Source organism: Pseudomonas sp. 2hn (assembly GCF_019646095.1).
GTDB lineage: Bacteria > Pseudomonadota > Gammaproteobacteria > Pseudomonadales > Pseudomonadaceae > Aquipseudomonas > Aquipseudomonas peradeniyensis.
This window is the reverse complement of sequence record NZ_CP081016.1, coordinates 787,885-814,174: the sequence shown is the minus strand read 5'-3', so window position 1 is coordinate 814,174 and position 26,290 is coordinate 787,885. Positions and strand designations below refer to the sequence as shown.

Annotated in this window: 25 protein-coding genes and 2 pseudogenes; 15 read left to right on the top strand and 12 right to left on the bottom strand. The window is 65.5% G+C overall.

Going from position 1 to position 26,290, the window contains the following annotated elements:
* Positions 1-247 precede the first annotated feature (247 nt).
* The 3 genes from K2O50_RS03810 (at position 248) to trmA (ending at position 4,126) form a co-directional block, all read left to right on the top strand.
* Entirely contained in the window at positions 248-1,468 is a 1,221-nt protein-coding gene (locus K2O50_RS03810; RefSeq protein ID WP_050706925.1) for an MFS transporter, read from the top strand.
* A 280-nt stretch (positions 1,469-1,748) separates the two neighbouring features.
* On the top strand, positions 1,749-3,044 hold the full coding sequence (locus tag K2O50_RS03805; RefSeq protein WP_050706926.1) for an NCS2 family permease: 1,296 nt from the start codon (positions 1,749-1,751) through the stop codon (positions 3,042-3,044).
* Entirely contained in the window at positions 3,041-4,126 is a 1,086-nt protein-coding gene (gene trmA / locus K2O50_RS03800) for a tRNA (uridine(54)-C5)-methyltransferase TrmA (protein ID WP_050706927.1), read from the top strand. The genes K2O50_RS03805 and trmA overlap by 4 nt, the downstream gene beginning before the upstream one ends.
* A gap of 352 nt (positions 4,127-4,478) precedes the next feature.
* Here trmA and pcaG read toward each other — a convergent pair whose 3' ends face one another.
* Complete coding sequence (gene pcaG / locus K2O50_RS03795) at positions 4,479-5,084, bottom strand: protocatechuate 3,4-dioxygenase subunit alpha (RefSeq protein ID WP_050706929.1); 606 nt, start codon at positions 5,082-5,084, stop codon at positions 4,479-4,481.
* 11 nt (positions 5,085-5,095) lie between these two features.
* Complete coding sequence (gene pcaH / locus K2O50_RS03790) at positions 5,096-5,815, bottom strand: protocatechuate 3,4-dioxygenase subunit beta (RefSeq protein WP_050706930.1); 720 nt, start codon at positions 5,813-5,815, stop codon at positions 5,096-5,098.
* A 199-nt stretch (positions 5,816-6,014) separates the two neighbouring features.
* Between pcaH and K2O50_RS03785 the strand changes: the two genes are divergently transcribed.
* The 3 genes and pseudogenes from K2O50_RS03785 (at position 6,015) to K2O50_RS26840 (ending at position 9,047) form a co-directional block, all read left to right on the top strand.
* Positions 6,015-6,899 carry a neutral zinc metallopeptidase gene (locus K2O50_RS03785; protein ID WP_050706931.1) on the top strand — a complete coding sequence of 295 codons (885 nt, stop codon included), beginning with the start codon at positions 6,015-6,017 and terminating at the stop codon, positions 6,897-6,899.
* A 363-nt stretch (positions 6,900-7,262) separates the two neighbouring features.
* Positions 7,263-8,144: pseudogene (locus K2O50_RS26845) on the top strand (methyl-accepting chemotaxis protein); the annotation flags it as partial.
* A gap of 39 nt (positions 8,145-8,183) precedes the next feature.
* The gene (locus K2O50_RS26840) at positions 8,184-9,047 is read left to right on the top strand and encodes a methyl-accepting chemotaxis protein (protein ID WP_371877790.1); all 864 of its coding nucleotides are present in this window, start codon (positions 8,184-8,186) and stop codon (positions 9,045-9,047) included.
* An 80-nt stretch (positions 9,048-9,127) separates the two neighbouring features.
* Here the strand turns inward: K2O50_RS26840 and ggt are convergent, their stop codons facing one another.
* The 3 genes from ggt to K2O50_RS03765 all read right to left on the bottom strand — a co-directional run bounded on the left by ggt (position 9,128) and on the right by K2O50_RS03765 (position 12,516).
* Positions 9,128-10,795, bottom strand: a complete 1,668-nt coding sequence (gene ggt / locus K2O50_RS03775) for a gamma-glutamyltransferase (protein ID WP_050706933.1) — start codon at positions 10,793-10,795, stop codon at positions 9,128-9,130.
* 118 nt (positions 10,796-10,913) lie between these two features.
* Positions 10,914-11,810 carry a LysR family transcriptional regulator gene (locus K2O50_RS03770; RefSeq protein ID WP_050706934.1) on the bottom strand — a complete coding sequence of 299 codons (897 nt, stop codon included), beginning with the start codon at positions 11,808-11,810 and terminating at the stop codon, positions 10,914-10,916.
* 115 nt (positions 11,811-11,925) lie between these two features.
* A complete protein-coding gene (locus K2O50_RS03765; protein ID WP_050706935.1) occupies positions 11,926-12,516 on the bottom strand; it encodes an NAD(P)H-dependent oxidoreductase in 591 nt (196 codons plus the stop codon).
* Positions 12,517-12,676: 160 nt separating this feature from the next.
* Between K2O50_RS03765 and K2O50_RS03760 the strand changes: the two genes are divergently transcribed.
* A complete protein-coding gene (locus K2O50_RS03760) occupies positions 12,677-12,991 on the top strand; it encodes a putative quinol monooxygenase (protein ID WP_050706936.1) in 315 nt (104 codons plus the stop codon).
* Here K2O50_RS03760 and K2O50_RS03755 read toward each other — a convergent pair.
* Both K2O50_RS03755 and K2O50_RS03750 read right to left on the bottom strand, forming a co-directional pair.
* A pseudogene (locus tag K2O50_RS03755) lies at positions 12,981-13,070 on the bottom strand (sulfite exporter TauE/SafE family protein); the annotation flags it as partial. The gene K2O50_RS03760 and the pseudogene K2O50_RS03755 overlap by 11 nt on opposite strands.
* A 101-nt stretch (positions 13,071-13,171) precedes the next feature.
* Complete coding sequence (locus K2O50_RS03750) at positions 13,172-13,579, bottom strand: type II toxin-antitoxin system HicB family antitoxin (protein ID WP_028691320.1); 408 nt, start codon at positions 13,577-13,579, stop codon at positions 13,172-13,174.
* A gap of 412 nt (positions 13,580-13,991) precedes the next feature.
* On the opposite strand from K2O50_RS03750, the gene K2O50_RS03745 reads away from it, so the two are divergent.
* From K2O50_RS03745 to K2O50_RS03715, 7 genes are all read left to right on the top strand, one after another.
* Entirely contained in the window at positions 13,992-14,597 is a 606-nt protein-coding gene (locus tag K2O50_RS03745; protein ID WP_050706949.1) for a CDP-alcohol phosphatidyltransferase family protein, read from the top strand.
* A gap of 30 nt (positions 14,598-14,627) precedes the next feature.
* Positions 14,628-16,382: a bifunctional alpha/beta hydrolase/class I SAM-dependent methyltransferase gene (locus K2O50_RS03740; protein ID WP_050706937.1), complete on the top strand. Its 1,755-nt coding sequence runs from the start codon at positions 14,628-14,630 to the stop codon at positions 16,380-16,382.
* Positions 16,382-17,758 (top strand): phosphatase PAP2/dual specificity phosphatase family protein, encoded by a 1,377-nt coding sequence (locus K2O50_RS03735; protein ID WP_050706938.1) that lies wholly within the window; start codon positions 16,382-16,384, stop codon positions 17,756-17,758. The genes K2O50_RS03740 and K2O50_RS03735 overlap by 1 nt, the downstream gene beginning before the upstream one ends.
* Entirely contained in the window at positions 17,755-18,174 is a 420-nt protein-coding gene (locus K2O50_RS03730) for a hypothetical protein (protein ID WP_050706939.1), read from the top strand. Before K2O50_RS03735 ends, K2O50_RS03730 begins: the two co-directional genes overlap by 4 nt.
* A gap of 10 nt (positions 18,175-18,184) precedes the next feature.
* Entirely contained in the window at positions 18,185-18,808 is a 624-nt protein-coding gene (locus K2O50_RS03725) for a lysophospholipid acyltransferase family protein (protein ID WP_050706940.1), read from the top strand.
* Between the two features lies 1 nt (position 18,809).
* Positions 18,810-19,742: a phosphatidate cytidylyltransferase gene (locus tag K2O50_RS03720; RefSeq protein ID WP_050706941.1), complete on the top strand. Its 933-nt coding sequence runs from the start codon at positions 18,810-18,812 to the stop codon at positions 19,740-19,742.
* A 140-nt stretch (positions 19,743-19,882) separates the two neighbouring features.
* Positions 19,883-20,227, top strand: coding sequence for a cupin domain-containing protein (locus tag K2O50_RS03715; protein WP_023631693.1), 345 nt, complete (start codon positions 19,883-19,885; stop codon positions 20,225-20,227).
* A gap of 116 nt (positions 20,228-20,343) precedes the next feature.
* Here the strand turns inward: K2O50_RS03715 and mmsB are convergent, their stop codons facing one another.
* A complete protein-coding gene (mmsB, locus tag K2O50_RS03710; RefSeq protein WP_050706942.1) occupies positions 20,344-21,234 on the bottom strand; it encodes a 3-hydroxyisobutyrate dehydrogenase in 891 nt (296 codons plus the stop codon).
* Positions 21,235-21,244: 10 nt separating this feature from the next.
* Positions 21,245-22,771, bottom strand: a complete 1,527-nt coding sequence (locus K2O50_RS03705) for a CoA-acylating methylmalonate-semialdehyde dehydrogenase (protein WP_050706943.1) — start codon at positions 22,769-22,771, stop codon at positions 21,245-21,247.
* A 131-nt stretch (positions 22,772-22,902) separates the two neighbouring features.
* Here K2O50_RS03705 and K2O50_RS03700 point away from each other — a divergent pair, with 131 nt between their 5' ends.
* Positions 22,903-23,853 (top strand): LysR family transcriptional regulator, encoded by a 951-nt coding sequence (locus K2O50_RS03700; protein WP_031316500.1) that lies wholly within the window; start codon positions 22,903-22,905, stop codon positions 23,851-23,853.
* Between the two features lie 66 nt (positions 23,854-23,919).
* On the opposite strand, the gene K2O50_RS03695 is transcribed toward K2O50_RS03700, so the two are convergent.
* The 3 genes from K2O50_RS03695 to K2O50_RS03685 are packed head-to-tail and all read right to left on the bottom strand — an operon-like array spanning position 23,920 to position 26,267.
* Positions 23,920-24,420: an OmpA family protein gene (locus tag K2O50_RS03695; RefSeq protein ID WP_052896095.1), complete on the bottom strand. Its 501-nt coding sequence runs from the start codon at positions 24,418-24,420 to the stop codon at positions 23,920-23,922.
* A gap of 3 nt (positions 24,421-24,423) precedes the next feature.
* Positions 24,424-25,695: a diguanylate cyclase domain-containing protein gene (locus K2O50_RS03690; protein ID WP_050706944.1), complete on the bottom strand. Its 1,272-nt coding sequence runs from the start codon at positions 25,693-25,695 to the stop codon at positions 24,424-24,426.
* Complete coding sequence (locus K2O50_RS03685; protein ID WP_050706945.1) at positions 25,692-26,267, bottom strand: YfiR family protein; 576 nt, start codon at positions 26,265-26,267, stop codon at positions 25,692-25,694. The genes K2O50_RS03690 and K2O50_RS03685 overlap by 4 nt, the downstream gene beginning before the upstream one ends.
* Positions 26,268-26,290 lie beyond the last annotated feature (23 nt).

Here is a 26,290-nt window from a genome sequence, read left to right as displayed (position 1 = left end):
CGATCGCGGGGATTCCGGCCCAAGGGCCAAGATCGTTGCATCTGGAACGATTGATCCAGATCAACGACTGAATGGAAGCATAGTCCCGAATGACCCATCCGGATGTGTGGTCGATTGCCGCGTGACCTGTTGCCTCACCCTCTTTTTTAGCGTGTGAGAAGTTGATCCGCGCGGCTTTCAGCAACTATTTGTTACAAACAGATGTTACTCTGCTGGCCCCTCTATCTCCGAGGCTGCAGGCTCCCCGATGTCCGATTCCGCCCCGCAATTACTGCGCCATCACCGCCCCTTCCTCGCCTTCTGGCTGGCCCGCGTATTCACCGCCAGCGGCTTCCAGATGCTTACCGTGGCCATCGGCTGGCACCTCTACCAGCTCACCGGCAATGTGCTCGACCTGGGCCTGGTCGGGCTGGTCGAGTTCGCCCCGCGGGTGCTGTTCATGCTGCACACCGGGCATGTCGCCGACCGCTACGACCGGCGCAAGGTCGCCGCCCTGTGCCAGACCCTGCAGGCGCTGATCGCCCTGGCGCTGGCCGTGGGCAGCTTTACCGACAACGTCAGCCGAGAGCTGATCTTCGTGCTGGCCTTCCTGCTGGGTGCCGCCCGCTCGTTCGAGATGCCGGCGACCCAGGCCCTGCTGCCCAACGTGGTGCCACCCGGGCTGTTCCCGCGTGCGGTGGCGGCCTCTGCATCGGCGTCCCAGGCGGCGACCATCGTCGCCCCGGCGGTGGGCGGCCTGCTCTACGCCCTCGGCAGCACCTGGGTCTACGGTCCGACCGTAGTCCTCTATCTCATTGCCTGCCTTTTGACCCTGAGCCTCGATGCCCGTCGGCAGCAGCCGCAGCCAGGCAGGGCCAGCCTCGACTCGCTGCTGGCCGGGATCCGCTTCATCCGCAGTCGTCCGGATATCCTCGGCGCGATCTCGCTGGACCTGTTCGCCGTGCTGCTCGGCGGCGCCACCGCGCTGCTGCCGGTGTTCGCCAAGGACATCCTGCTGACCGGCGCCTGGGGCCTGGGCCTGTTGCGCTCGGCGCCCGCCGTCGGGGCATTGCTGATGTCGTTGTGGCTGGCGCGCTTTCCGGTGGAGCGCAAGGTGGGTCTGACCATGTTCACCGCAGTGGGCATATTTGGCGTGGCGACCATCGCTTTCGGCCTGTCCACTTCGTTCTGGTTCTCCCTGGCGGTACTGGTGGTGCTGGGCGCGGCGGACATGATCAGCATGGTCATCCGCAGCGCCTTCGTGCAACTGGAGACGCCGGACGAGATGCGTGGCCGGGTGAGCGCGGTGAACGGGCTGTTCATCGGTGCCTCGAACCAGCTCGGCGAGTTCGAGTCAGGTGTTACCGCGCACTGGTTTGGCACAGTGCCAGCGGTGGTGCTCGGTGGCGTGGGCACGCTGGTGGTGACCGGGGTGTGGATGAAGCTGTTCCCGACGCTTACCCATCGGGACCGGATGCATAACAACTGATCGTTTGCCTGTACCGGCCTCTTCGCGGGTAAACCCGCTCCCACAGGGATCGCGCCGCCCTCAGGGCCTGTGAAATACCTGTGGGAGCGGGTTTACCCGCGAAAGGGCCGGCACAGGCTACAGAAAAACCCTCTCCCCAATGGCCATAGGCCCCCGCCATCCTTGCTGGTATGATGCGCGGCTTTTTTCCGCCCCACACAAAACCACGGTATCCGGTACGGTCTGTGCTTTGCTGTTGGGGTCGATACATTCACGGCGCGAGGGCGCCCGGGGAGCAGGCATGCTGGAAAGGCTGTTTCAACTAAAAGCACACGACACCAATGTGCGCACCGAGATTCTCGCGGGCGTCACCACCTTCCTGGCCATGGCCTACATCCTGTTCGTCAACCCGAGCATCCTCGGCGAGACCGGCATGGACAAGGGCGCGCTGTTCGTCGCCACGTGCCTGGCCGCGGCCATCGGCTCGGTGACCATGGGCATCATCGCCAACTACCCGATCGCCCTGGCGCCGGGCATGGGCCTGAACGCCTTCTTCACCTACACCGTGGTCCTGCACATGGGCCACACCTGGCAGGTGGCGCTGGGCGCGGTGTTCCTCTCGGCGGTGCTGTTCTTCCTGCTGTCGATCTTCCGCATCCGCGAGTGGATCGTGAACAGCATCCCGCTGCCGCTGCGCTCGGCGATCGCCGCCGGCATCGGCCTGTTCCTGGCGCTGATCGCCCTGCATAATGCGGGCATCGTCGTCGATAACCCGGCCACCCTGGTGGGCCTGGGCGACCTCAGCAAACCGGCGCCGATCCTCGCCACCCTGGGCTTCTTCCTGATTGTCGCCCTCGAGTCGCTGAAGGTCCGCGGCGCGGTGCTGATCGGCATCCTGGCGGTGACCGTGGCCTCGATCGCGGTGGGCGTCACCCCGTTCGGCGGCGTGGTCTCGATGCCGCCGTCGCTGGCCCCGACCTTCCTGCAGCTGGACATCGCCGGCGCCCTCGACGTCGGCCTGATCAGCGTGATCTTCGCCTTCCTGTTCGTCGACCTGTTCGACAACTCCGGCACCCTGATCGGCGTGGCCAAGCGCGCCGGCCTGATGGGCAAGGACGGCCACATGCCGAAGATGGGCCGCGCCCTGATTGCCGACAGTACCGCCGCCATGGCCGGTTCCCTGCTGGGCACCTCGACCACCACCAGCTACATCGAGTCGGCGGCGGGCGTGAGCGCCGGCGGGCGCACCGGCCTGACCGCCATCGTGGTCGCCGTGCTGTTCCTGCTGGCGCTGTTCTTCGCCCCGCTGGCCGGCAGCGTGCCGGCCTTCGCCACCGCGCCGGCGCTGCTGTTCGTCGCCGTGCTGATGGCCTCGGGCCTGGCCGAGATCAACTGGGATGACGTCACCGAAGCCGCGCCGGTGGTGGTGACCGCCCTGGCCATGCCGCTGACCTACTCGATCGCCAACGGCATCGCCTTCGGCTTCATCGCCTGGACCGCCATCAAGCTGATCTCCGGCCGTCACCGCGACCTGAACCCGGCGCTGGTGATCCTGTCGATCCTGTTCGTCATCAAGCTGGGCTGGTTCCCCGCATGAGTGCTGTCCTGGATCCTTCCCAATACGACGCGCAACTGGCGGCCAAGGCCGCCCGCCTGCGCGAGCTGCTGGCACCGTTTGGCGCGCCGGAGCCGGCGGTATTCGACTCGCCGCGCGAGCACTATCGCCTGCGCGCCGAGTTCCGCCTGTGGCGCGAGGACGGCCAGCGCCATTACGCGATGTTTGCGCCGGGCGAGAAGCACAAGGCGATCCTGATCGACGACTTCCCCATCGCCAGCGAGCGCATCAATGAACTGATGCCACGCCTGAAGGCCGCCTGGCAGGGCAACGAGGCACTCGACAATCGCTTGTTCCAGGTCGAGTTCCTCACCACCCTGGCCGGTGACGCAATGGTCACCCTGTGCTATCACCGCCCTCTGGACGAAGCCTGGGAAGCGGCCGCGCAGCAACTGGCCAGCGACCTGAACGTCAGCGTGATCGGCCGCTCCAAGGGCAAGCGCGTGGTGATCGGCCGTGACTACGCCGTGGAGAAACTCGACATCGCCGGGCGCACCTTCAGCTATCGCCAGCCCGAAGGCGCCTTCACCCAGCCCAACGGCGCGGTGAACCAGAAGATGCTCGGCTGGGCCTTCGAGGCCATGGGCGAGCGCCAGGACGACCTGCTGGAGCTGTACTGCGGCAACGGCAACTTCACCCTGCCGCTGGCCACCCGCGCGCGCCAGGTGCTGGCCACCGAGATCAGCAAGACCTCAGTCAACGCTGCCTTGCACAACCTCGACGAGAACGGCGTGGACAACGTGCGCCTGGTGCGCCTGTCGGCCGAGGAGCTGACCCAGGCGCTGAACGAGGTCCGACCGTTCCGCCGCCTGGAAGGGATCGACCTGAAAAGCTACGACTTCGGCACCGTGTTCGTCGACCCGCCGCGCGCCGGCATGGACCCGGACACCTGCGAGCTGACCCGCCGCTTCGAGCGCATCTTGTACATCTCGTGCAACCCGCAAACCCTGGCGCAGAACATCGCCCAACTGCACGATACCCACCGTATCGAGCGCTGCGCGCTGTTTGACCAGTTCCCATATACCCACCATATGGAAAGCGGCGTCCTGCTGGTTCGGCGCTGAAACGCCCGCAGGGCAGGCTCCTACACGCTGTATGTGTGTAGGAGCGGCCTTGTGCCGCGAAAGGGTCGCGTAGCGACCCCTGGATTTCAGCGTTTACACATCAATCGCCGGGGCCGCTCTGCGGCCCTTTCCGGCCGGTCCGACGCCTCGGCAAGGCCGCTCTCATGGAACAAAACACAACTCTTTGATTTGACTGGAGCGTGGGAGCGGGCTTGCCCCGCGATGCGGCGTTTGGCACCGGCTACGCCGGTGATCGCGGGGCAAGCCCGCTCCCACGCTGGAACTCTGTTCCATGCGCGACAGCGTAGCCCGAAGGGCTGGGCGATCTCCTACAGAGATCGCGTAAAGGCCTTCAGAAATCGAAGAACACCGTCTCCCCTTCCCCCTGGATACGGATGTCGAAACGATACGCCGTCTTCCCCTCCACCTCGCAACGCCTGGCGATCAGCGTCTCGCGCCGCTGCGGCTGCTCGATCAGGTTGAGCACCGGGCACCGGGCGTTCGCCTCGCCCTCGTCATCGAAGTACAGCCGGGTATGCAGGTGGATGTTGATCCCCCGGGCAAACAGGCTGATGTTGATGTGCGGCGCCATCGGCACGCCCGCGGCATTGTTCACCACACCCGGCTTGACCGTGTGCAGCGTCCATTCGCCGGCGTCGAAGGTGGTCGCGGTACGACCGAAGCTGTTGAAAGCGTTCTCCAGGTTGAATTCATCCTGGTAGTGGCCATCGGCATCGGCCTGCCAGATTTCCAGGAACGAATCGCGCACCAGGTGGCCGTTGCCGTCGTACACCTGGCCGAGCAAGAGGATATGCTCGCCCGGCGCATCCGGCCTGGCCAGGCGGTTCCAGATTTCCTGGTCGCGGGTCGGGTTACCCGCCGCCTCCAGGGCCAGGCCGATGTGCACGTAGGGGCCGGCGGTCTGCGAAGGGGTTTCCGGCAGCAGTTCGATAGGCATGACGGGCCTCCTCAGCGGTTTTCGAAGTGGGTCTGGCGCTGGCCGCGCAGGACGATGTCGAAGCGGTAGGCCAGGCAATCCATGGGGTTGGCGTGGCTCATGTCGAGCCTGGCGATCAGCCGCTGGACCGCCTCGGGGTTGGCGATCGACTTGACGATCGGGCACAGCGGAATCAGCGGATCGCCCTCGAAGTACAGCTGGGTGATCAGCTTGGTGGCGATCGACGGCCCGCTGACGGAGAAGTGGATATGCGCCGGGCGCCAGTCGTTGGGGCCGTTGCGCCACGGGTACGGACCGGGCTTGATGGTGCGGAAGCTGTAATAGCCGTCGCGGTCGGTCAGGCAACGGCCGACACCGCCGAAGTTCGGGTCCAGCGGCGCCAGGTAGCGGTCGTTCTTGTGCCGGTAGCGGCCGCCGGCATTGGCCTGCCACATCTCCACCAAGGTATTGGGCACCGGTTTGCCATACTGGTCGACAACGCGCCCGGCGACGATGATGCGCTCGCCGATCGGCAGGCCGCCGTGGCTGAAGTTGAGCAGCAGGTCGTGGTCGTGCTCGCCGAAGCGCAGATGGGAAAAGTCCGGGCCGGTACTTTCGCTGATCGACTGCGGGATGCTGACCAGCGCCTGGCGCGGCGAACGCGCCACCGAGGTCTTGTAGTCGGGGGTGAAGGCCTTGGGGTGCCAGTTGCGATCACGGATCACGAAGCGGCTGGTGTCCTGGGCGGGCATGCCGGTTTCCTCTCTTGGAATTGTCGAGCGCCTGGGCGTGCCAGGCGGACTTGCAGTTTCCGGCAGGCCAATCGGGATGAATATTGAATTCAGCGGTCTTAGCCATAACCATTTGGTTATGCATCAGCGACCGAGGCGACGCCGGTGGCAGCGCTGAACTAATCTTTGACTTCATGTTTCACAAACCGGAGAGCTCTACATGGAATGGCGAAAAGGCCGACGCAGCGACAACGTGGTCGATGCCCGCGGCGAAGGGGGCGGCGGCGGCATGCGCTTCGGCGGCGGCAAGGGCCTGGGGCTCGGCGCCATCCTGCTGATCGTCGGCATCGGCTGGCTCACCGGGCAGGACCCGTTGCAGATCCTCGGCCAGCTGGCCGGGCAGATGGAGCAGCAGCAGACCGCACCGGCCAACGTCGACGGCAAGGCCCCGCCGGCCAACGACGAGCAGGCCGAGTTCGTCGCCTCGATCCTCGGCGACACCGAGGACACCTGGAAGGCGCTGTTCGCCCAGGCCGGCAAGCAGTACCGCGATCCCAAGCTGGTGCTGTTCAGTGGCCAGGTCAATTCCGCCTGCGGCTTCGCCTCGTCGGCGGTCGGGCCGTTCTACTGCCCGGGTGACCAGCGCGTGTACCTGGACATGACCTTCTTCCGCGAAATGGAAACCCGCTTCAAGGCCGCCGGCGACTTCGCCCAGGCCTACGTGATCGCCCACGAAATCGGCCACCACGTGCAGACCCTGCTCGGCGTCTCGGCCAAGGTCGACGCCGCGCGCCGCAATGGCCAGCGCATGGAAGGCGACAACGGCCTGCTGGTACGCCAGGAACTGCAGGCTGACTGCCTGGCCGGGGTCTGGGCCTACCAGGCGCAGAAACGCCTGAACTGGCTGGAGCCGGGGGATGTGGAAGAGGCGCTGAACGCCGCCAATGCCATCGGTGACGATCGCCTGCAGCAGCAGGGGCAAGGCCGGGTCGTACCCGACTCGTTCACCCACGGTACTTCGCAACAGCGTGTGCGCTGGTTCAAGGCCGGGTTTTCCAGTGGCGACGTGAACCAATGCGACACCTTCAGCGCGCGTAGCCTTTGATATCACGCGCAGCCCAGTGCGCGCCCGCCGGTGCGCACTGGGTGTGCCCCCGCGATTGACCACATCAAAAACACAAACGTATTCAACAAGTTACAAATTTGCTGAAAAAGCGTTTCAGCTTCTCCCTGCTTTGCCGATAAGTCCTACACAAATCTGCGGGCTATCTGACAACAACAACGCCCAGCTTTTGAGATCAAGTGAGCGAAATCATTCTCTGGGAGAGCGTGCATGAACAGTTGGTTCGCCAATATCAGCGTCAACCTCAAACTCGGCCTGGGCTTCGGCCTGGTCCTGGTCCTGACCGGCCTGCTGGCCCTGACCGGCTGGAACAGCCTGGGCAGCCTCATCGACCGCAGCAACTGGATGAGCGACATCACCCAGCTCAACAGTGACCTGACCAACCTGCGCGTGGCCCGCCTGCAGTGGATGCTGACCAACGGCGACGACGCCTCGGCGGCCAATGTCCAGGCCAAGCTCGACGCCTTCGGCAGCCAGCAGCAGCACCTGGTCAACACTTTTAAGAGCCCCGAGAACCTCAAGCTGCTGCGCGAGCAGGGCCAGAGCATCAGCGAATACCGGATCTCGCTGGAAAAAATGCGCCAAGGCTACAAGACCACCCTCGCTGCCCGTGAATCGATGAACCAGGCCGCAGCCCGCGCCAATGACGCCATCGAGGCGATCAGCAGCGCCGTGCTGTCCAGCTCCGAGAGCGATGCCAGCCGCCTGGCCCAGTACCTGCTGATCAGCAAGGCCAAGCAACAGCTGGTGCAAGTGCGCCTGGATGTACGCAGCTACATCGCCGACCTGACCAGCGAAGCCGAGCAGGCCGCCCTGCGCCAGCTGGAAAACGCCCTGAATGAAATCGACAGCCTCAAGCGTCAGCTGCCGGGCGAAGCCTCGCGCATCCAGCAGTTCGAAAGCGCCGTGCTGGCCTACCGCGACGCCGTGCGCCAGTTCCGCGACGCCACCGCCGCCATCGGCGTGGCCCGTGCCGAAATGACCGTGCAGGGCGCCGACATCGTCAAGCGCAGCGACGAGCTGTACAAGATCCAGATCGAACGCCGTGACGACGAAAGCGTCCAGGCCCGCAGCCTGCAGACCACCGCCACCCTGCTGGCGCTGCTGGTCGGCGTGCTTGCCGCGTTCATCATCACCCGCCAAATCACCCGCCCGCTGCGCGAGACCATGGACGTGGTCAACCGCATCGCCAGCGGCGACCTCACCCAGGAACTGTGTGTCACCCGTCGCGACGAACTGGGCGCCCTGCAGCAGGGCATCGCCCGCATGGGCACCACCCTGCGCGACCTGATCACCGGCATCCGCGACGGCGTCACCCAGATCGCCAGCGCCGCCGAGGAGCTGTCGGCGGTGACCGAGCAGACCAGCGCCGGCGCCAACAGCCAGAAGGTCGAGACCGACCAGGTGGCCACCGCCATGCACGAGATGGCCGCCACCGTCCAGGAAGTCGCGCGCAACGCCGAGCAGGCCTCCCACGCGGCGACCAACGCCGACGATGAAGCCCGGGTCGGCGACAAGGTGGTGGGTGAAGCCATCAGCCAGATCGAACGCCTGGCCCATGAAGTGCACCGCTCCACCGAGGCGATGACCCTGCTGCAGCAGGAAAGCCAGAAGATCGGCAGCGTCATGGACGTGATCAAGTCGGTGGCCGAGCAGACCAACCTGCTGGCGCTCAACGCCGCCATCGAGGCGGCCCGTGCCGGCGAGGCCGGTCGTGGCTTTGCCGTGGTGGCCGACGAGGTCCGTGGCCTGGCCCAGCGCACCCAGCAGTCCACCGAAGAGATCGAAGGCCTGATCGCCAGCCTGCAGCACGGTACCCAACAGGTCGCCGAAGTGATGAACGGCAGCCGCAGCCTGACCGACAGCAGCGTCGAGCTGGCGCGCAAGGCCGGTGGTTCGCTGGAGAGCATCACCCGCACGGTGTCGAACATCCAGTCGATGAACCAGCAGATCGCCGCCGCCGCCGAGCAGCAGAGCGCCGTGGCCGAAGAGATCAGCCGCAGCATCCTCAACGTGCGCGACGTGTCGGAGCAGACCGCCGCGGCCAGCGACGAGACCGCCGCCTCCAGCGTCGAGCTGGCACGCCTGGGTGGTCACCTGCAGACCCTGGTCAGCCAGTTCCGCGTCTGACCCTGTAACGCATCGCGGGGCAAGCCCGCTCCCACCAATCCGTGGGAGCGGGCTTGCCCCGCGATCATTTCACCCCAGCCTTATCTGACGATCATCCCCACCCCGCGCCCACGCGGATCGGAAGCGGTCTCCAGCTTCTCCCCGGTGACCCGGATCGCCTGGATGTCGCCCATCTCCCAGCCCTGGTCTTCCAGCACGTAGCCCATCTTCTTCAGGTCGTCCGCCACCTTGCCGGTGAGCGGCGCATAGCTGTCGAAGTAGATCGTATCCTTGGGCAGCAACTGGTGATGCACGCGCTGCGCCGCCACCGCCTTCTCCAGCGGCATGCCGTAGTCATACAGGTTGTTCATCACCTGGAAGATCGAGGTGAAGATCCGCGAACCGCCCGGCGTGCCCAGTACCAGGGCCACCTTGCCATCGCGGGTCACCAGGCTCGGGCTCATCGACGAGAGCATGCGCTTGCCCGGCGCGATGGCGTTGGCATCGCCGCCGACCACGCCAAAGGCATTGGCCGCCCCCGGCTTGGCGCTGAAGTCGTCCATCTCGTCGTTGAGCAGGAAGCCCGCACCCTTGACCACCACGCCACTGCCATAGTCGAGGTTGAGGGTGTAGGTGTTGCTCACCGCGTTGCCCTGCTTGTCGACGATGGAGAAGTGCGTGGTCTGGTGCGGTTCCAGCCCCGGCTTGACCTTGTCGGTCTCGGAGATCGCGTTCGGGTTGACCTGGGCGGCGCGCTTGGCCAGGTAGTCCTTGGCCACCAGTTGGTCGACCGGGACCTTGGTGAAGGCCGGGTCACCGAGGTAGTCGGCGCGGTCGGCGAACACGCGTTTCTCGATCTCGGCCAGCAGGTGGATGTACTTGGCCGAGTTGTGCTCGACGCCCTTGAAGTCCGCCGCGCGGTCTTCCTTGATGCCCAGCAGCTGGGCCAGGGCGACGCCGCCGGAGCTTGGCGGCGGCGCGGTGTAGACCACATTGCCGCGCCAGTTGATGGCGATCGGGTCGCGCCACACGGCCTTGTAGTCCTTGAGGTCATCCTTGGTGATCAGGCCCTTGTCGGCCTGCATCTGCGCCACCAGCAGGTCGGCGGTCTTGCCCTGGTAGAACTCGCTGACGCCCTTGTCGGCGATGCGCTCCAGGGTCTGCGCCAGCTCCGGCTGCTTGAACAGCTCGCCGACCTTCATGTGGCCGAAGTAGTCGTTGAAGTTGGTGGCGGTCTTGAACAGGCCCTGGGCGTCGTCGCGGTACTGGTACTGCTTCTGGGCGATCTTGAAGCCGTTCTGCGCATAGCCGATGGCAGGCGTCAGCAGCTCGCTCCACTTGAGCTTGCCGAACTTCTGGTGCGCCTCCCACAGCCCCATCACCGTACCCGGCACACCGGCGGCGCGCACGCCGACCAGGCTGAGGTTCTCGATCACCTCGCCCTTGTCGTCCAGGTACATGGTCTTGGTCGCGGCCTTCGGCGCCACTTCGCGGTAGTCGAGGAAGTAGGGCTTGCCGTCGACGAACAAGGTCATGAAGCCGCCGCCGCCGATGTTGCCGGCTTCGGGGTAGGTCACGGCCAGGGTGAAGGCGGTGGCGACGGCGGCGTCCACCGCGTTGCCGCCCTTCTTGAGGATGTCGGCGGCCACCTGTGCGCCATATTGATCAGGCGCGGCTACCGCGCCGCCTTCCAGCGTTACGGCAAAGGCGGAGGAACAGCTCAGGATCGCGACCCCGAGGGCCAGCGGCTGGAACATGACGATACGCATGCGCACTTCCTTGGTGTTGTTTTTGTTGATCAGTCATTAAGGCCGAAGCCCTCCGACTAAGCAAACACCATTGCAGGATCGCGCCGCCTTCGGACAGACGCTGTCGCGTTCAGGCAACTCAGCAGGCGTAGGCGGCCAGCTTCTTCTGGATAAAATCGAGGAAGCACTGGATGCGCAGGGCCAGCTGGGTGTTGCGGTAGTAGACCGCGTGGATCGGCTGGCGATAGCCGTTGTTGTGCTCGCCGAGCAGCACCTGCAGGCGGCCGGCGCGGATATCCTCGTGAGTCATGAAATGCGACAGGCTGACGATGCCTTCGCCGGCGATCGCCAGCTGACGCAGGGTTTCACCACTGGATGCGAGCAACTGCGGGCGGATCGCCCAGTGGTCGCCCTGGGCATGTCGCAATGGCCAGCGGTTGAGTGATTCCAAGGTGCTGAAGCCGAGCAGGCAATGTTGGTCGAGATCCTCGACCCGTTGCGGTACGCCGTAGCGCGCCAGGTAATCGGGGCTGGCGAGCACCTGCACCGGGCTGCAGCCCAGCGAGCGGGCATGCAGGCTGGAGTCGGACAGCTCGCCGATGCGGATGGCCACGTCGGTACTCTGTTCCAGCAGGTCGATGATCAGGTCGTCGGTGTTCAACTCCAGTTCGATGCCGGGGTATTGCCGGCGGAATTCGCCGATCCACGGCAGGATCGCGTGCAGCATGAACGGCGCGGCGGCGTTGATGCGCAGGCGCCCGGACGGGGTCTGGCGGTTCATCGACAGACGCTCTTCCATGTCGTCCATCTGCTCGAGGATCAGCCGCGCGCGCTCGAGAAAGAAGCGCCCTTCCTCGGTCAGGTCCATGCGCCGGGTGGTGCGGTTGACCAGGGTAGTGCCCAGCTTGCCCTCCAGCCGCGACAGGGTGCGGCTGACGGCCGACGGGGTCTGGCCGATCTGCTCGGCGGCGGCGGAGATCGAGCCGCTGTCGATGACGGCGACGAAGACCTGGAGTTCTTCGGAGCGAGTTTTCACACGAAAGGACCTGATTGGAGAATGCCGTGATTGATAGCTGCTGAGCCAGGCATGCGCAAGCAGTTAGTCCATCGCGGGCTCGTGGGAGCGGGCTTGCCCCGCGATGGCCCGCGACTCAATTACCCTTGCCGAACACCTCGTCCAGGTGCTGCTCGTACGCCGCCAGCGCCGCCGGCACATCCGGCCGCTTCATCACATCGACGGCGAGGAAGGTCGGCAACCCGCTCATGCCGAGGAACTGATTGGCCTTGTGGAACGGGAAGTACACCGCATCCACGCCCTTGCCTTCGAAGAAGTCACTGGGGTCATCGAACGCCTGCTGGGGCGCGTTCCAGGTCAGCGACAGCATGTACTGCTTGCCCTGGACCAGGCCACCGCTGCCGTACTTCTGCGAGGCATCGGAGCGGGTACGGCCGTCGTTGGCATACAGGCTGCCGTGGCCGGCGGTGAACACCTCGTCGATGTACTTCTTCACCGTCCACGGCGCGCCCATCCACCAACCGGGCATCTGGTAGATCACCACGTCGGCCCAGAGGAATTTCTCCACCTCGGCCTGGACGTCGTAGCCACCGTCGATGAAGGTTTCCCGCACATCGAAGCCGGCACGGTCCAGATGGGCCAGCGCGGCGTCGTGCAGGGTCTGGTTGAGGCGGCCGTCGGAGTGGGCGAAGCGTTTGCCACCGTTGAGCAGGAGGATCTTTTTCATGGGAGGGTCAGCCCTGTAAGTGAAGTTGCCGGCAGGTTAGGCACTCACGGGGCGGGGAAACAGCGGGTCCAGGGCAAAATACATTTGCCTGCGAATCACGAATGGTAAACATATTGTTGATTTAGAATCTGCTCACCCTCCTCACTTACCGAGATCTGCCATGAGCGAGCAACACGCCTTCATCCTCAAAGCCAAGACCCGCCCGGAACAGTCCGAGGCCTTCGAACAACTGTTCCGTCCCTACGTCGAACCCAGCCGCCAGGAGCCGGGCTGCATCGAGTACCACATGCTGCGCGACAAGGAAGACCCGAGCCTGTTCGTGTTCTTCGAGGTCTGGGCGAGCAAGGCGGCCCTGGACGTGCACTCGGCGCTGCCGCACATGGCCGCGTTCTTCGAAAAGCGCATGGATTACCTGGAGCGCGACTTTGATATCCAGATGATCGACATGCTCAGCGCTTCGTCCGCTAACCGCTGATCAACTGGTGCGTGCCCAGTAGCGCCAGGCCGATGAAGAAGCAGCGCTTGAACAGCGCTGCGCTGATCCGCTGGTGTTGGTAATGCCCCTGGTACATCCGCTGGACACCCATGATGAGGCAGGTTTCAACGCCAGTCTGGGCCATGAGGATGTGTCTGAATATGATCGGGGCGCGCAGGCTCAGTACACCTCAGCCAGTTCGCGCAGCGCCGCCGAAGCCAGGAATGCGGAGCGTGAAGCGTAGCGATTATCCTGCTTCACCCTGTCGTCGATTCGTTGCAACAGGTTCCTGGGCAACGTCGCACTAAAACGTACCGCCGTCCCCAGGTATGGCGTTGCGTCGAAGTCCACCAACGCCCAGAGGCCGCCTGCATACTCTGGGTTGTCCACATGCACATCCATTTCCTGCACCTGCGGCAGGGGCGCGCCATCGGCCACCAGCCCTTCATAATGCAGCGCCAGCGCCTCCTGAATGTTCTCCAGTGCCTGGGGGACCGTGGCGCCTGCGGAAAAACAGCCAGGTACATCGGGAATGGTGACGCCGTAATAGGTCTCACGGGACTTGTGCAGGACAACAAGCAGGTTCATCGGCTCTCTCGCTTTGTCGAGCTGCCATGGTTGGGCATCTGCCGGGCAGCGTTTCCGGTCGGTGAACTGCGAAACTAGAACGTTCAGCCGCCTCCTCGCAATGTGCCAGGCGGCAGTGAAACAAGTTTCGGAAATGAACTACAGCCGAGTACCGAAACGCGCTGTGCGGCCCATCGCGGGGCAAGCCCGCTCCTACAACGATTGCGCCAAATCTGTAGGAGATTGTCCTGCCAATTGCACAACCCTGCCTTCGCGAAGAACAGTGTGGGAGCGGGCTTGCCCTGCGATCAATGCCGGCAAAGGCCACCTCGATTACCTCGTCCTCCTCACAACTCCACTACGCTCCCCTTGCCGCCCCCCCGCCTGATTCCCCACAATCGCGTCCATGCCGCACCACGACAGGGAATTCAACGTGCCATCGATCTACCAGCTCAAACCCCGCTTCCAGGCGTTGCTGCGCCCTGCCGTCCAGCGCCTGTTCGACCGCGGCGTCACCGCCAACCAGGTCACGGTCACCGCTGCCGCGGTTTCCGTCCTGCTGGGCCTGCTGCTGGCCTGGCTGCCCCAGATCACCTGGCTGTTCCTGTTGATCCCGGTATGGATGCTGCTACGCATGGCGCTGAACGCGGTCGACGGCATGCTGGCCCGGGAGTTTGGCCAACAGTCCAAACTCGGCGCCTACCTCAATGAACTGTGCGACGTGATCGCCGACACCGCCCTCTACCTGCCCTTCGCCCTGCTGCCGGGCGTTTCGCCGACACTGGTGGTGCTGGTGGTGGTGTTCGCGGTGATCAGCGAATACGCCGGGGTGATGGGCCCGTTGGCCGGCGCATCACGCCGCTACGATGGGCCGATGGGCAAGAGCGACCGGGCCTTCGCCTTCGGCGTGCTGGGTACCGGCGTGGGCTTCGGGCTGCTGGGCGCGACCTGGATCAACGGCCTGCTGCTGGTCATCCTGCTGCTCTCGCTCTATACCCTCTACAACCGGGTTCGCCACGGCCTGGCCGAAACCCGCTGAGCCCCTCGCTGCCGGACAAGGATATTCGCCATGCGCCAAGCGCAATCGCTGCACTTCTGCACCCATGACGGCGTCGAGCTGCACTATCGCCACTGGCCCGCCACTCGTAATGAACACCAACCGCGCCGGGCCGTGGTGATGTTCCATCGCGGCCACGAGCACGGCGGGCGCATGGCCCACCTGGCCGATGAACTGGACATGCCCGGCTACGACTTCTTCGCCTGGGACGCCCGTGGCCATGGGCAGTCGCCGGGGGCTCGCGGCGACAGTCCGGGCTTCGCCACCAGCGTGCGCGATGTGCAGACTTTCATTGAGCACATCCAGACACAGCACGGCATTGCCGAGGCCGACATGGTGGTGCTGGCGCAGAGCGTCGGTGCGGTACTGGTCGCCACCTGGGCCCACGACTATGCGCCCAGGGTACGTTGCCTGGTGCTCGCCTCGCCGGCCTTCAAGGTCAAGCTCTACGTGCCCTTTGCCCGCCCCGGACTGAAGCTGATGAAGGCCCTGCGCGGCAACTTTTTCGTCAACAGCTACGTCAAGCCACGCCTGCTGACCCACGACCCGGAACGGGTCATGTCCTATGTCGCCGACCCGCTGATCAGCCGGCCCATCTCCGTCACCATGCTGCTGGGCCTGTACGACGCCGCCGACCGCGTGGTCGCCGATGCCCAGGCGATCCAGGTGCCGACGCAGCTGCTGATCTCCGGCGCCGACCTGGTGGTCGAGCGCAAGCCGCAGGAGCAGTTCTTCGACCGCCTGGGCAGCGCACGCAAAGAGAAGCACATCCTCCCCGGCTTCTTCCACGACACCCTCGGCGAACGCGACCGCGCCCACGCCCTGGCGCGGATCGAGCGCTTCGTCGCGCACTGCTTCAACGCACCACAGGCGCAGCCTTCGCTGCTCGATGCCGACAAGAGCGGCGCCAGCTGCGCCGAGGCCGAGAGCCTGGCCACGCCATTGCCGCGCCATTCGCCACGCGACCTCTACTGGCGCGCCACCCGCGCCGGCCTGCGCTTGGGCAAAGGCTTTTCCGAAGGGGTGAAGCTGGGCTTCGACACCGGTTTCGACTCGGGCTCGACCCTCGACTACGTCTACCGCAACACCCCGACCGGCAAGGGCAAGCTGGGCGAGCTGATCGACCGCAACTACCTGGATGCCATCGGCTGGCGTGGTATCCGCCAGCGCAAGCTGAACGTCGAGGAACTGCTGCGCCTGGCCATCGCCCGCCTGCGTGAACAACAGCGCTCGGTGCATATCGTCGATATCGCCGCCGGCCATGGCCGTTACATCCTTGAAGCGCTGCAAGGCCTGCAACAATTGCCCGACTCGATCCTGCTGCGCGACTACAGCGAACTGAACGTGCAACAGGGCAACGCCTTGATCAGCGAAAAAGGCCTGGCCGAGATCGCGCGTTTCGTCCAGGGCGATGCCTTCGACCGCCAGAGCCTGGCCGCTCTCAGCCCGCATCCGACACTGGCGGTGGTCTCGGGCCTATACGAACTGTTCCCCAGCAACGAGCTGGTCGGCAACTCGCTGGCGGGACTGGCCGACGCGATCGAGGACGGCGGCTACCTGGTCTACACCGGTCAGCCCTGGCACCCGCAGCTGGAGATGATCGCCCGCGCCCTGACCAGCCACCGTGGCGGCCAGGCCTGGGTGATGCGCCGGCGCAGCCAGGCGGAGATGGACCAGCTGGTCGAAGCAGCAGGGTTCCGCAAGATTACCCAGCGCATCGACGAGTGGGGCATCTTCAGCGTCAGCCTGGCCCAGCGGGTGCGCTGATGGCCCGTGAAGCCGGCCTGGTCCGACGGGGTATCCTGTGGCTGTTGCTGCTCGGGCCGTTCTTCTTCCTCAGCTACGGCCTGGCCAACACCTATACCGCCGGCCGCGATGATATCGGCAGCCTGGTGTTTGCCTGGGAGCGGCAGATGCCGCTGTGGCCCTGGACGATCATCCCGTACTGGTCGATCGACCTGCTGTACGGGCTGTCGTTCCTGCTGCCGCGCTCGCGTTCGGAGATGGATCGCCATGCCCTGGCGCTGCTGACGGCGCAACTGATCTGCGTGGCCAGCTTCCTGCTCTGGCCGCTGCGCTTCACCTTCGAGCGCCCTGAGCTGTCAGGGCTGTTCGGCTGGCTGTTCGATGTGCTGATGGGCTTCGACAAGCCCTACAACCAGGCGCCCTCGCTGCACATCGCGTTGCTGGTGATCATCTGGACGATGTTCGCCCGGCATACCCGGCATCCCGTCTGGCGCCGGGTGGTGCATGGCTGGATGGGGCTGATCGGGCTGTCGGTGCTTACCACCTGGCAGCATCACTTCATCGATGTGCCGACCGGGGCACTGGCGGGGTTCATTTGCCTGTGGCTGTGGCCGCACAGTGGCCCGTTGCCCTGGCGCCAGGCACGTCTGGCGCAGGATCCGAAACGTTGGCGCCTAGCGCTGCGCTATGGCCTGGGCGCGGCCGTGCTGGGGCTACTGGCAATGAAGGTCGGCGGTGGCGGGTTGTGGTTGCTGTGGCCGGCGCTGTCGTTACTGCTGGTGGCGCTGAACTATGCCCTGTTCGGCGCCGCAGGTTTCCAGAAAGGCGCCGACGGGCGGCTGTCCGTGGCCGTCACCTGGCTGCTGGCGCCTTACCTGCTGGGCGCCTGGGTCAATTCGCGGCTATGGACCTGGCGGCATCCGCAGGCGGATGAGGTGGCCGATGGCGTGTATCTCGGCAGAGTGCCGGGGCGCACTGAGGCGTCTGCGTTCGCGGCGATTGTCGACCTGAGCGCGGAACTGCCCTGTCTTGCTGTCCCTCAACAGAGCATCGCGGGGCAAGCCCGCTCCCACAACGCGGCTTGCCCCACGATGAAGACGCTGACAACACCACAGGACTACCAGAGCCTGCCGACCCTGGACCTGATTGCCCCAGACCGGGAAATCCTGCAACAGGCCGCCAAGGCCATCGCACACCGCCATCAACAGGGCCCGCTGCTGGTCTGCTGCGCCTTGGGCTACTCGCGCAGCGCCAGCGCCGTCGCCGCCTGGCTGCTGCTCAGCGGCCACTGTGCCAGTGCCGACCAGGCCGAGGCACTGATTCGCCAGGCGCGCCCCGGCGTGGTCCTGCATCCGGCCCACCGCCTGGCACTGCATCACCTGGAGGCCCAGCCATGAGGTTGCATCTCGTCGCCAGCCTGCTCGCCCGTGGCCGCCAGCTGGAGCGCCTGTCTGACGGTCTGACCCTGCTGGCCCTGGCCTGCACCCTGGCACCGCTGCTCGGCCTGCCATTGGCGCCGCTGTCCCATCTGCTCTGTGGCCTGTTGCTGCTGCTCGGCCTTGCCCACAAGTATTGGGCCCTGCGCGTCGCCCTGGATGCCGACCTGTTCGCCCGCCTCGCCGCCAGTAGCGACCTGCCCGCCGACACCCAGGCCCTGGACCACGCCCTGTTCGACCTGCGCCTCAAGCCTGCGGCCAGCGACCCGCGCGACTGGCCGACCCGCAGCCGGGCCGCCCTGGCCCTGCTGCAGCGCCAGGCCCTGTGCCTGGCCCTGCAGGTCGCAATAATGCTAACCCTCCCCTTCACCGGATAAGACCAATGCCATGCTCGCCAGCCTGACCGCCTTCGTCATCACCTCCGCCGCCCGCCTGATCACCGGCGCCCGCGCCTTGTGGCTGGGCTGCACGCCGCAACCGGTGCAGCGCCTGTACTTCGCCAACCACAGCAGCCATGGCGACTTCGTGCTGCTGTGGGCCGCGTTGCCCGAACCGCTGCGCCGCCGCACCCGCCCTGTGGCGGGCGCCGACTACTGGTGCAAGCCGGGGATCCGCGACTTCCTGATCCGTAAGGTGTTCAACGGCGTGCTGATCGACCGCCAGCACGGCACGGGCGAGGGCAACCCACTGCAACCGGTGCTCGATGCCTTCGCCCAGGGCGACTCGCTGATCTTCTTCCCGGAAGGCACGCGCAACCTGACCGACGACCCGTTGCTGGCGTTCAAGAGCGGCCTGTTCCACCTGGCCTCGGCCAACCCCCAGGTCGAGCTGGTGCCGGTATGGATCGCCAACCTCAACCGGGTCATGCCCAAGGGCCGCGCCCTGCCGCTGCCGCTGCTGTGCACCCTGAGCTTCGGCGAGCCGCTGCACCTGCAGCCGGACGAGGGCAAGCACGCCTTTCTCGAGCGGGCCCGCCAGGCCCTGCTGAACCTGGCCCCGAAGGAAGCCTGAGATGGATCACAACACCCTGTCGCTGTTCGCCGGCATCGGCGCCCTGCTGCTGCTCGCCAGCCTGATCGGCCGTCTGCTCAAATGGCGCGCCGGCCCCGCGCCGCACTCGGTAATCGACAACCTCAACGCGCGCATCAACGCCTGGTGGGTGATGGTGCTGGTGATCGGCATCGCCTTCCTGTTCGGCAAGTACGGCGTGATCGTGCTGTTCTACGGCGTGTCGTTCTATGCCCTGCGCGAGTTCATGACCCTCACCCCGACCCGACGCAGCGACTACCCGGCGCTGGTGGCGGCGTTCTATGTGGCGCTGCCGGTGCAGTACCTGCTGATCGCCATGGACTGGTATGGGCTGTTCAGCATCTTCATCCCGGTATACCTGTTCCTGTTGCTGCCGATCCTGGCCAGCTTCGGCGGCGACACCACGCGCTTCCTCGAGCGCGCCTCCAAGGTGCAGTGGGGGCTGATGATCGCGGTGTACTGCGTGTCGTCGGTGCCGGCGTTGATGACCCTGGACATCCCCGGCTACGAGGGCCGTAACCTGCTGCTGATCGCCTGGCTGATCCTGGTGGTGCAGATCAGCGACGTGCTGCAGTACGTGTGCGGCAAGCTGTTCGGCAAGCGCAAGGTGGCGCCGAACCTGTCGCCGTCGAAGACCGTCGAAGGCCTGGCCGGCGGCGTGGCGCTGGCCACCCTGGTCGGCGCCCTGCTGTGCTGGATCACCCCGTTCACCTTCTGGCAGGCGGCACTGATGGCCTTGACCGTCAATGCCATGGGCTTCTTCGGCGGGCTGGTGATGTCGGCGATCAAGCGCGACCGCGGCGTGAAGGACTGGGGCCACATGATCGAAGGCCACGGCGGCATGCTCGACCGCATGGACTCAGTATGCTTCGCCGCGCCGGTGTTCTTCCACTTCGTGCGTTACTGGTGGGCGTGAGCCACTGACTGTCCACAACCTGCAAGGCCCGAGTCCTGACATTGCGCGGGCAGACAGCTGGGCGTCGACCCCAGGCAACTGCCCGTCCGATGATGACTCTATGGTGACGCGTCATCTCACTTGTTGCCTGGAGCCACGCCATGTCCGATTTCATCACCGTCCTGCGCGAAACCTGCCCGACCCCGGTGGTCGACGCGACCAAGTGGAAGCGCATCGGCGGCGACCCGCACACCGTCAACCTCAACGCCTACCTGTCCGCCGACGGCAGCAAGATCATGGGCACTTGGATCTGCACCCCGGGCAAGTTCGAGGTCAACTACGAGAAGTGGGAGTACTGCCACTTCCTCGATGGCTATTGCATCGTCACGCCAGAGGGTGAAGAGCCGAAGCATCTGAAAGCAGGGGATGTGTTCGTAATCGAACCGGGGATGAAGGGAACCTGGGAAGTGGTCGAGACGGTGCGCAAGTACTTCGTCTTCGCCTGACCCGCTCCCACGCCCACACAGCGGGCAAAAAAAATCGCGAACCCGATGTCCCTTCCCCAAGGTGCGCAGTTACAAGGGGAAGGGCCACCCGGCCCGCGATCAAGTCCACTCGCTCGTCAATCCTTCTTGCGGTACCCCTCGACGATCGCCGAGAAATCCTTGCCGCCTTCGCCGCGCAGGCTCATGGCCTGGTACAGCTGCTGGGCCACGGCGCCGAGGATCACCGGCTGGTGCGCCTGGCGCGCGGCCTCGGTGGCCAGCCCCAGGTCCTTGAGCATCAGCTCGGCACCGAAGCCGCCGGTGTAGCCGCGCGAAGCCGGGGCGGTCTCGATGATGCCCGGCCACGGGTTGTAGGTGTCCGAACTCCAGCAACGCCCGGTGGAGCTGTTGATGATGCCGGCCAGCACCTTGGTGTCGATGCCCAGCGCATTGCCCAGGGCCATGGCCTCGGAAACACCGATCATCGAGATGCCCAGCAGCAGGTTGTTGCAGATCTTGGCGATCTGCCCGGTACCGACCTCGCCACAGTGCACGATATTGCGGCCCATCTGCGCCAGCACCGGCTGGAGCGTGGCGAACAGCTCGGCGCTGGCACCGACCATGAAGGTCAGGGTGCCGGCCGCCGCGCCGCCGGTGCCGCCGGAGACCGGCGCATCGCCCATGTCGATACCCTTGGCCGCCGCAGCCTTGGAGACCTCACGGGCGGTCTGCGGGTCGATGGTGCTGCAGTCCACGGTCGGGGTGCCGGGGCGGATGCCGGCCAGCACGCCGGTTTCTTCATCCAGGTACACACCGCGCACATGGGCGGCGGCCGGCAGCATGGTGATCACCAGCTCGCTGTTGGCGGCGGCGTCCTTGGGCGACGTGCTGACCTGGCCGCCCAGCTCGGCGAGTTCGGCCAGCACGGTCTTGTTCAGGTCGAACAGGTTCAGCTGGTGCCCGGCCTTGATCAGGTTGCGGGCCATGGGCGCGCCCATGTTGCCCAGGCCGATGAAAGCGATACGCATGGCGTTCTCCTTAGCGCAGGCTGATGGTGGTGTTCACACCGTCATTGACGCTGTCATCGTCGAACCAGCGGGCGGTGACGGTCTTGGTCTGAGTGTAGAACTGCACCACCTGCTTGCCGTACGGGCCGAGGTCGCCGAGCTTGGAGCCGCGGGAACCGGTGAAGCTGAAGAACGGCACCGGCACCGGGATCGGGATGTTGATGCCGACCTGGCCGATATCGATCTCGCTCTGGAACTTGCGCGCCGCCGCGCCGCTCTGGGTGAACAGGCCGGTGCCGTTACCGAACGGGTTGGCGTTGACCAGGGCGATGGCCTCGTCGAGGGTATCGACCTCCAGGGTCACCAGTACCGGGCCGAAGATTTCCTGGGTGTAGACCTGCATGTCGGTCTTCACCCCGGAGAACAGGGTCGGGCCGACGAAGTTGCCCTGCTCGTAGCCCGGCACCTTCACGTCGCGGCCATCCAGTTCAAGCTTGGCGCCTTCCTTGATACCGCTTTCGATCAGGCCCAGCACACGCTCCTTGGCGCGCTTGGAGACCACCGGGCCAACATCGGTGCCTGGCTCGTTGCCGGCGTTGACCTTGAGCTTGCTCGCCGCTTCCTTGATATCCGGCAGCCATTCGCGGGCCTTGCCCACCAGCACCGCCACCGAGGTGGCCATGCAGCGCTGGCCGGCCGCGCCGAAGGCGGCGCCGACCAGGGCATTGATGGTCTGGGTGCGGTTGGCGTCGGGCAGCACCACGGCGTGGTTCTTGGCGCCCATCATCGACTGCACGCGCTTGCCGTGCTGGCTGCCCAGGTTGTAGACGTGGGTACCGACCTCGGTCGAGCCGACGAACGAGATCGCCTTGATGTCCTGGTGGGTGCAGATCGTGTCGACCACCTGCTTGCCACCGTGCACCACGTTGAGCACGCCGGCCGGGATGCCAGCTTCCAGCGCCAGCTCGACCAGCATCATGGTCGACAGTGGGTCCTGCTCGGACGGCTTGAGCACGAAGGTGTTGCCGCAGACGATGGCCATCGGGAACATCCACAGCGGGATCATCGCCGGGAAGTTGAACGGGGTGATGCCGGCGCACACGCCGATCGGCTGGCGCAGGGTGTAGGTGTCGACACCGCCGGCGACGTTCTCGGCGAACTCGCCCATCTGCAGGGTGCCGATGGAGGCGGCGTGCTCGACCACTTCCAGGCCACGGAAAATATCGCCCTCGGCGTCAGCAATGGTCTTGCCCTGCTCGGCGCTGAGGGTCACGGCGATGCGCTTGCTGTGTTCGCGGATCAGCGCCTGCAGCTTGAGCATGATGCGCATGCGCGCGCCGATCGGGGTGTCGCGCCAGGTCTTGAAGGCGCGCTCGGCGGCGGCCACGGCGGCGTTGACTTCCTCGACGGTGGCGAACGGCACCCGCGCCAGCACTTGCTGGGTCGCCGGGTTGACGATGTCACGCCATTCGGTGGTCTTGGACTCGACCCATTGGCCATCGATCAGCAGCTTGACCTGCTCGACCTTGGTCTGGTCGGGCGTCTGGGGTGCGTTCATCTGCGCTCTCCTTGGAATTATTGTCGGAACGAGGACGCCTACGCCGCAGCGAACGGGGTGGCGCTCAGGGGCTGAGTTCGAGTATAGATGTGCAAACATCCAACAAGAATGCACAAAAAAACCGGATCATCATGCAAAAAGACCTCACCTCCCTGAGCGCGCTGAACTGGGACGACCTCAAGTTCTTTCTTGAGGTGGCGCGCACCCGCAAGGCCAGCAGTGCGGCCAAGCGCCTGGCCGTGGACTACACCACGGTGTCGCGGCGCATCGGCTCACTGGAAGGGGCGCTGGGCACTTTGCTGTTCGAAAAATCACGGACCAACGGCTTCGTCCTCACCGCCGAGGGCCAGCGCCTGCTGGGCTATGCCGAGTCGATCGAGAGCACCCTGCACATGGCCTGCGAGCAGGTCTCGGGGTCGGGCGTGGCGTTGTCGGGGCATGTGCGCATGGGCTGCACCGAAGGCTTCGGCAGTTTCTTCGTCACTCCGCAGTTGAGCCATTTCGTCGATGCCTGGCCGGCGATCTCGGTGGATATCCTGCCGCTGCCGCACTTCATCAGCCTGTCCAAGCGCGAGGCCGATATCGTCATCGCCCTGGAGCGCCCGGAACATGGCCCTTACGTGTGCTGCAAGCTGTGCGACTACCGCCTGCGCCTGTATGCCACCCAGGACTACCTCGACAGCCACGAGCCGATTCGCGAGATCGCCGACCTGGGGCGCCATCCGTTCATCAGCTACGTGGACGACCTGGCGTTCAGCTCGGAGCTGCTGTACCTGGCCAACCTGATCCCCAACGCCAACGCACACCTGCGCAGCACCAGCGTGATCGCCCAGTACACGGCGGCGTTGCAGGGGCGCGGGCTGGCGATCCTGCCGTGCTTCCTGGCGGCGCAGGACCCGAGACTGGTGACGGTGTTGCCGGAGCAGATCGAGGTGACGCGGCAGTTCTGGATGTACTGCCGGGAGGATCTGCGCAAGTTGAAGCGGATCACGCTGCTGTGGGATTACATCCGCGAGGTGACCGAGGCCAATGCGCCGTTGCTCATGGGGGAGACGCGGGAGATGAAGTTTGCTCGGGATTGAGGGTACACATCATCGCGGGGCAAGCCCGCTCCCACGTTTGGACCAGCTTGCCACGCGATGCGTGCCTCAATCCGACGCCACCACGATCGACACCCGCCGATTTTCCATGCGCCCTGCCGCGGTGCGGTTGTCCGCCACCGGCTGGCTGCTGCCCATGCCGCGGGTCTGGATGTTCTGCGGCTGCATGCCGATGCCGATCAACGCCTTGGCCACACTCTGGGCACGGCGTTCGGAGAGCTGCTGGTTGTAGGCGGCCTTGCCCGAAGCGTCGGCATGGCCGTCGATGCGCACGCGCTGGATATCCACCGACAACAGCGCCTTGCCGATACGCTCGACGATCGACTCGCTGGCGCTGTTGAGGCTGTCCAGGTCACTGCCGAACAGCACCTTTCCCGACAAGTCGAACGCCCAGCCCTCGTCGGTCGGGGCGAAACCCTCGCGCTTGAGCACGGCGACCTGCTCGGGGGTCAGCCCCTTTGGCGGCACGCTCTGGCAGCCGGCCAGGGTCAGCAGCGCCAGCAGCAGGGTGAATAATGGGAAACGCAGCACGGAAAAACGCTTGGTCACGGTTCAGCTCCTGTTCTTTGCATCAGGGGCGCAGCGTTCCGTCTGCGCCACTTGCCAATGGCCACGGCGATTGCGCTTGGCCTGGTACATCGCCGCATCGGCGGCATTGAGCAGACTGGCCGGGTCGCGGCCGTCGTCCGGGTAATAGGCGATACCGACGCTCAGCGAGGTGGTCAGGCTGGTGCCATCCTCCAGCTGCACCGGCAGCTTCATGCTGGCGACGATCTTCTCGGCGATGCGCTTGGCATCCTCGCGCGAGTGCAGCGGCGTCAGCAGCACGGCGAACTCATCGCCGCCCAGGCGCGCCACCAGGTCATGCTCGCGCAGTTGTGCACGCACGCGGTTGGCCACGCTGATCAGCACTTCGTCCCCCACCGCATGGCCGAGGCTATCGTTGATCTGCTTGAAGTGGTCGCTATCGAGGAACAACAGCGCCAGGTGGTCTTCGCTACGCGCGGCATTGCGCAGGCTGCGGCTCAACCGCCCTTCGAAGAAGGCGCGGTTGGGCAGGCCGGTGAGGCTGTCATGGCTTGCCTGGTGGGCGAGGCTTTCGTTCTCGCTCTGCAGGTGGCTCTGCCAGACCTCCAGCTCGTCGAGCAGGGCATTGAAGTCATTGCCCAGTTCGTTGAGTTCGGCGATCTGGGTTTGCGGTACCCGCCGGTCGAAACTGCGCTCGCGCCGCGCGGCATGGGCGACGCTGGCCAGGTTGCGCAAGGGGCGGATGATGTCGCCGAACAGGCGTCGCGACAGGTACAGCGCCAGCACCGCGCTGAGCACCGTGCACACCAGGATGCCCACCAGGCCGCTGAGCAGGAAGCGCACCAGGCTGCCGCCCTGCCCGGTCAGCTCGATATGACCGACCCGCTGGCCCATGTGCTGCACCGGCATGCTGATCGGCTCCTCCAGCAGGCTGCGCGCCACTTGCGACTGCAACTGCGCCATTACCCCCTGCTCGTCGCGTTGCCAGTGGGCGAGCAGGTCGCCATCGTTGTCGTACACCTTGGCGTCGGCCACTTCCTCGGTGGAGGCGATCAGCGCCAGGGCCTCGTTGGCCGCGGCACTGTCGTCGAACACCACGGCGGCCTCGACGGTGTAGTTGATGGAGCGGGCGATCAGGTGCAGGTTATGGTTGGCATACACGCGCAACGCCGCCACCCCGAGCAGGGTCACCAGCACCCCGGCCAACCCCGCGGCGAGCAAGGCCACGCCCAGATGACCCCGCCCGAGCACGGCGCGAAGGGTCGGCCGGCTGAAGCGCCTGGCTGAACGTTTCATGGCTGCCCCGCCCGCCGTCGCGACAACTGCAGCACGCTGGGATGGATGCGCACGCCGCTGCGCGCCACCGAGTCGAGGTTGACGTCGAACGCCACCTGCTGGTCGCCGACCCGCAGGCAGAACAGGCTCCCCACCGTGCACGGATCGTCGGCCTCGCTGATGCTCAGCACCGGGTGGCCGTTGATCCGCTGGAACAATCGCTCACGTTGCTGCTTGTCGAGCTTGCCGAGGTAGATGGCGTCGCAGGCACTGGCCACGCTGGGGTCGTCGGCAAGCAGGCGGCGCACCTGCAGGGGTTGCCCGGACTGCTGCAAATTCCCCTTGATGAGGTCGTCGGCGTATTCGGTCGGGCCGACCAGGCACAGGCGCAGGGGATTGGGGTCGGCAGGCCAGCGGGCGTAGCTGAGGATGCCCAGCACGACCTGAGTCACGGCCTTGGCCCGTTGCTGCACCTGCGCCTGCGATACGGCATTGCCCGCCCAGGCGGGCGCGCCGTTCGACAACAGCATGGCCATCAGCAACGAGAGCGCACAGCCCTTCACGCGTCCCAGGGCCGAGACAGCCACTGTCATGGGGGGAAATCTCACAAAATGTT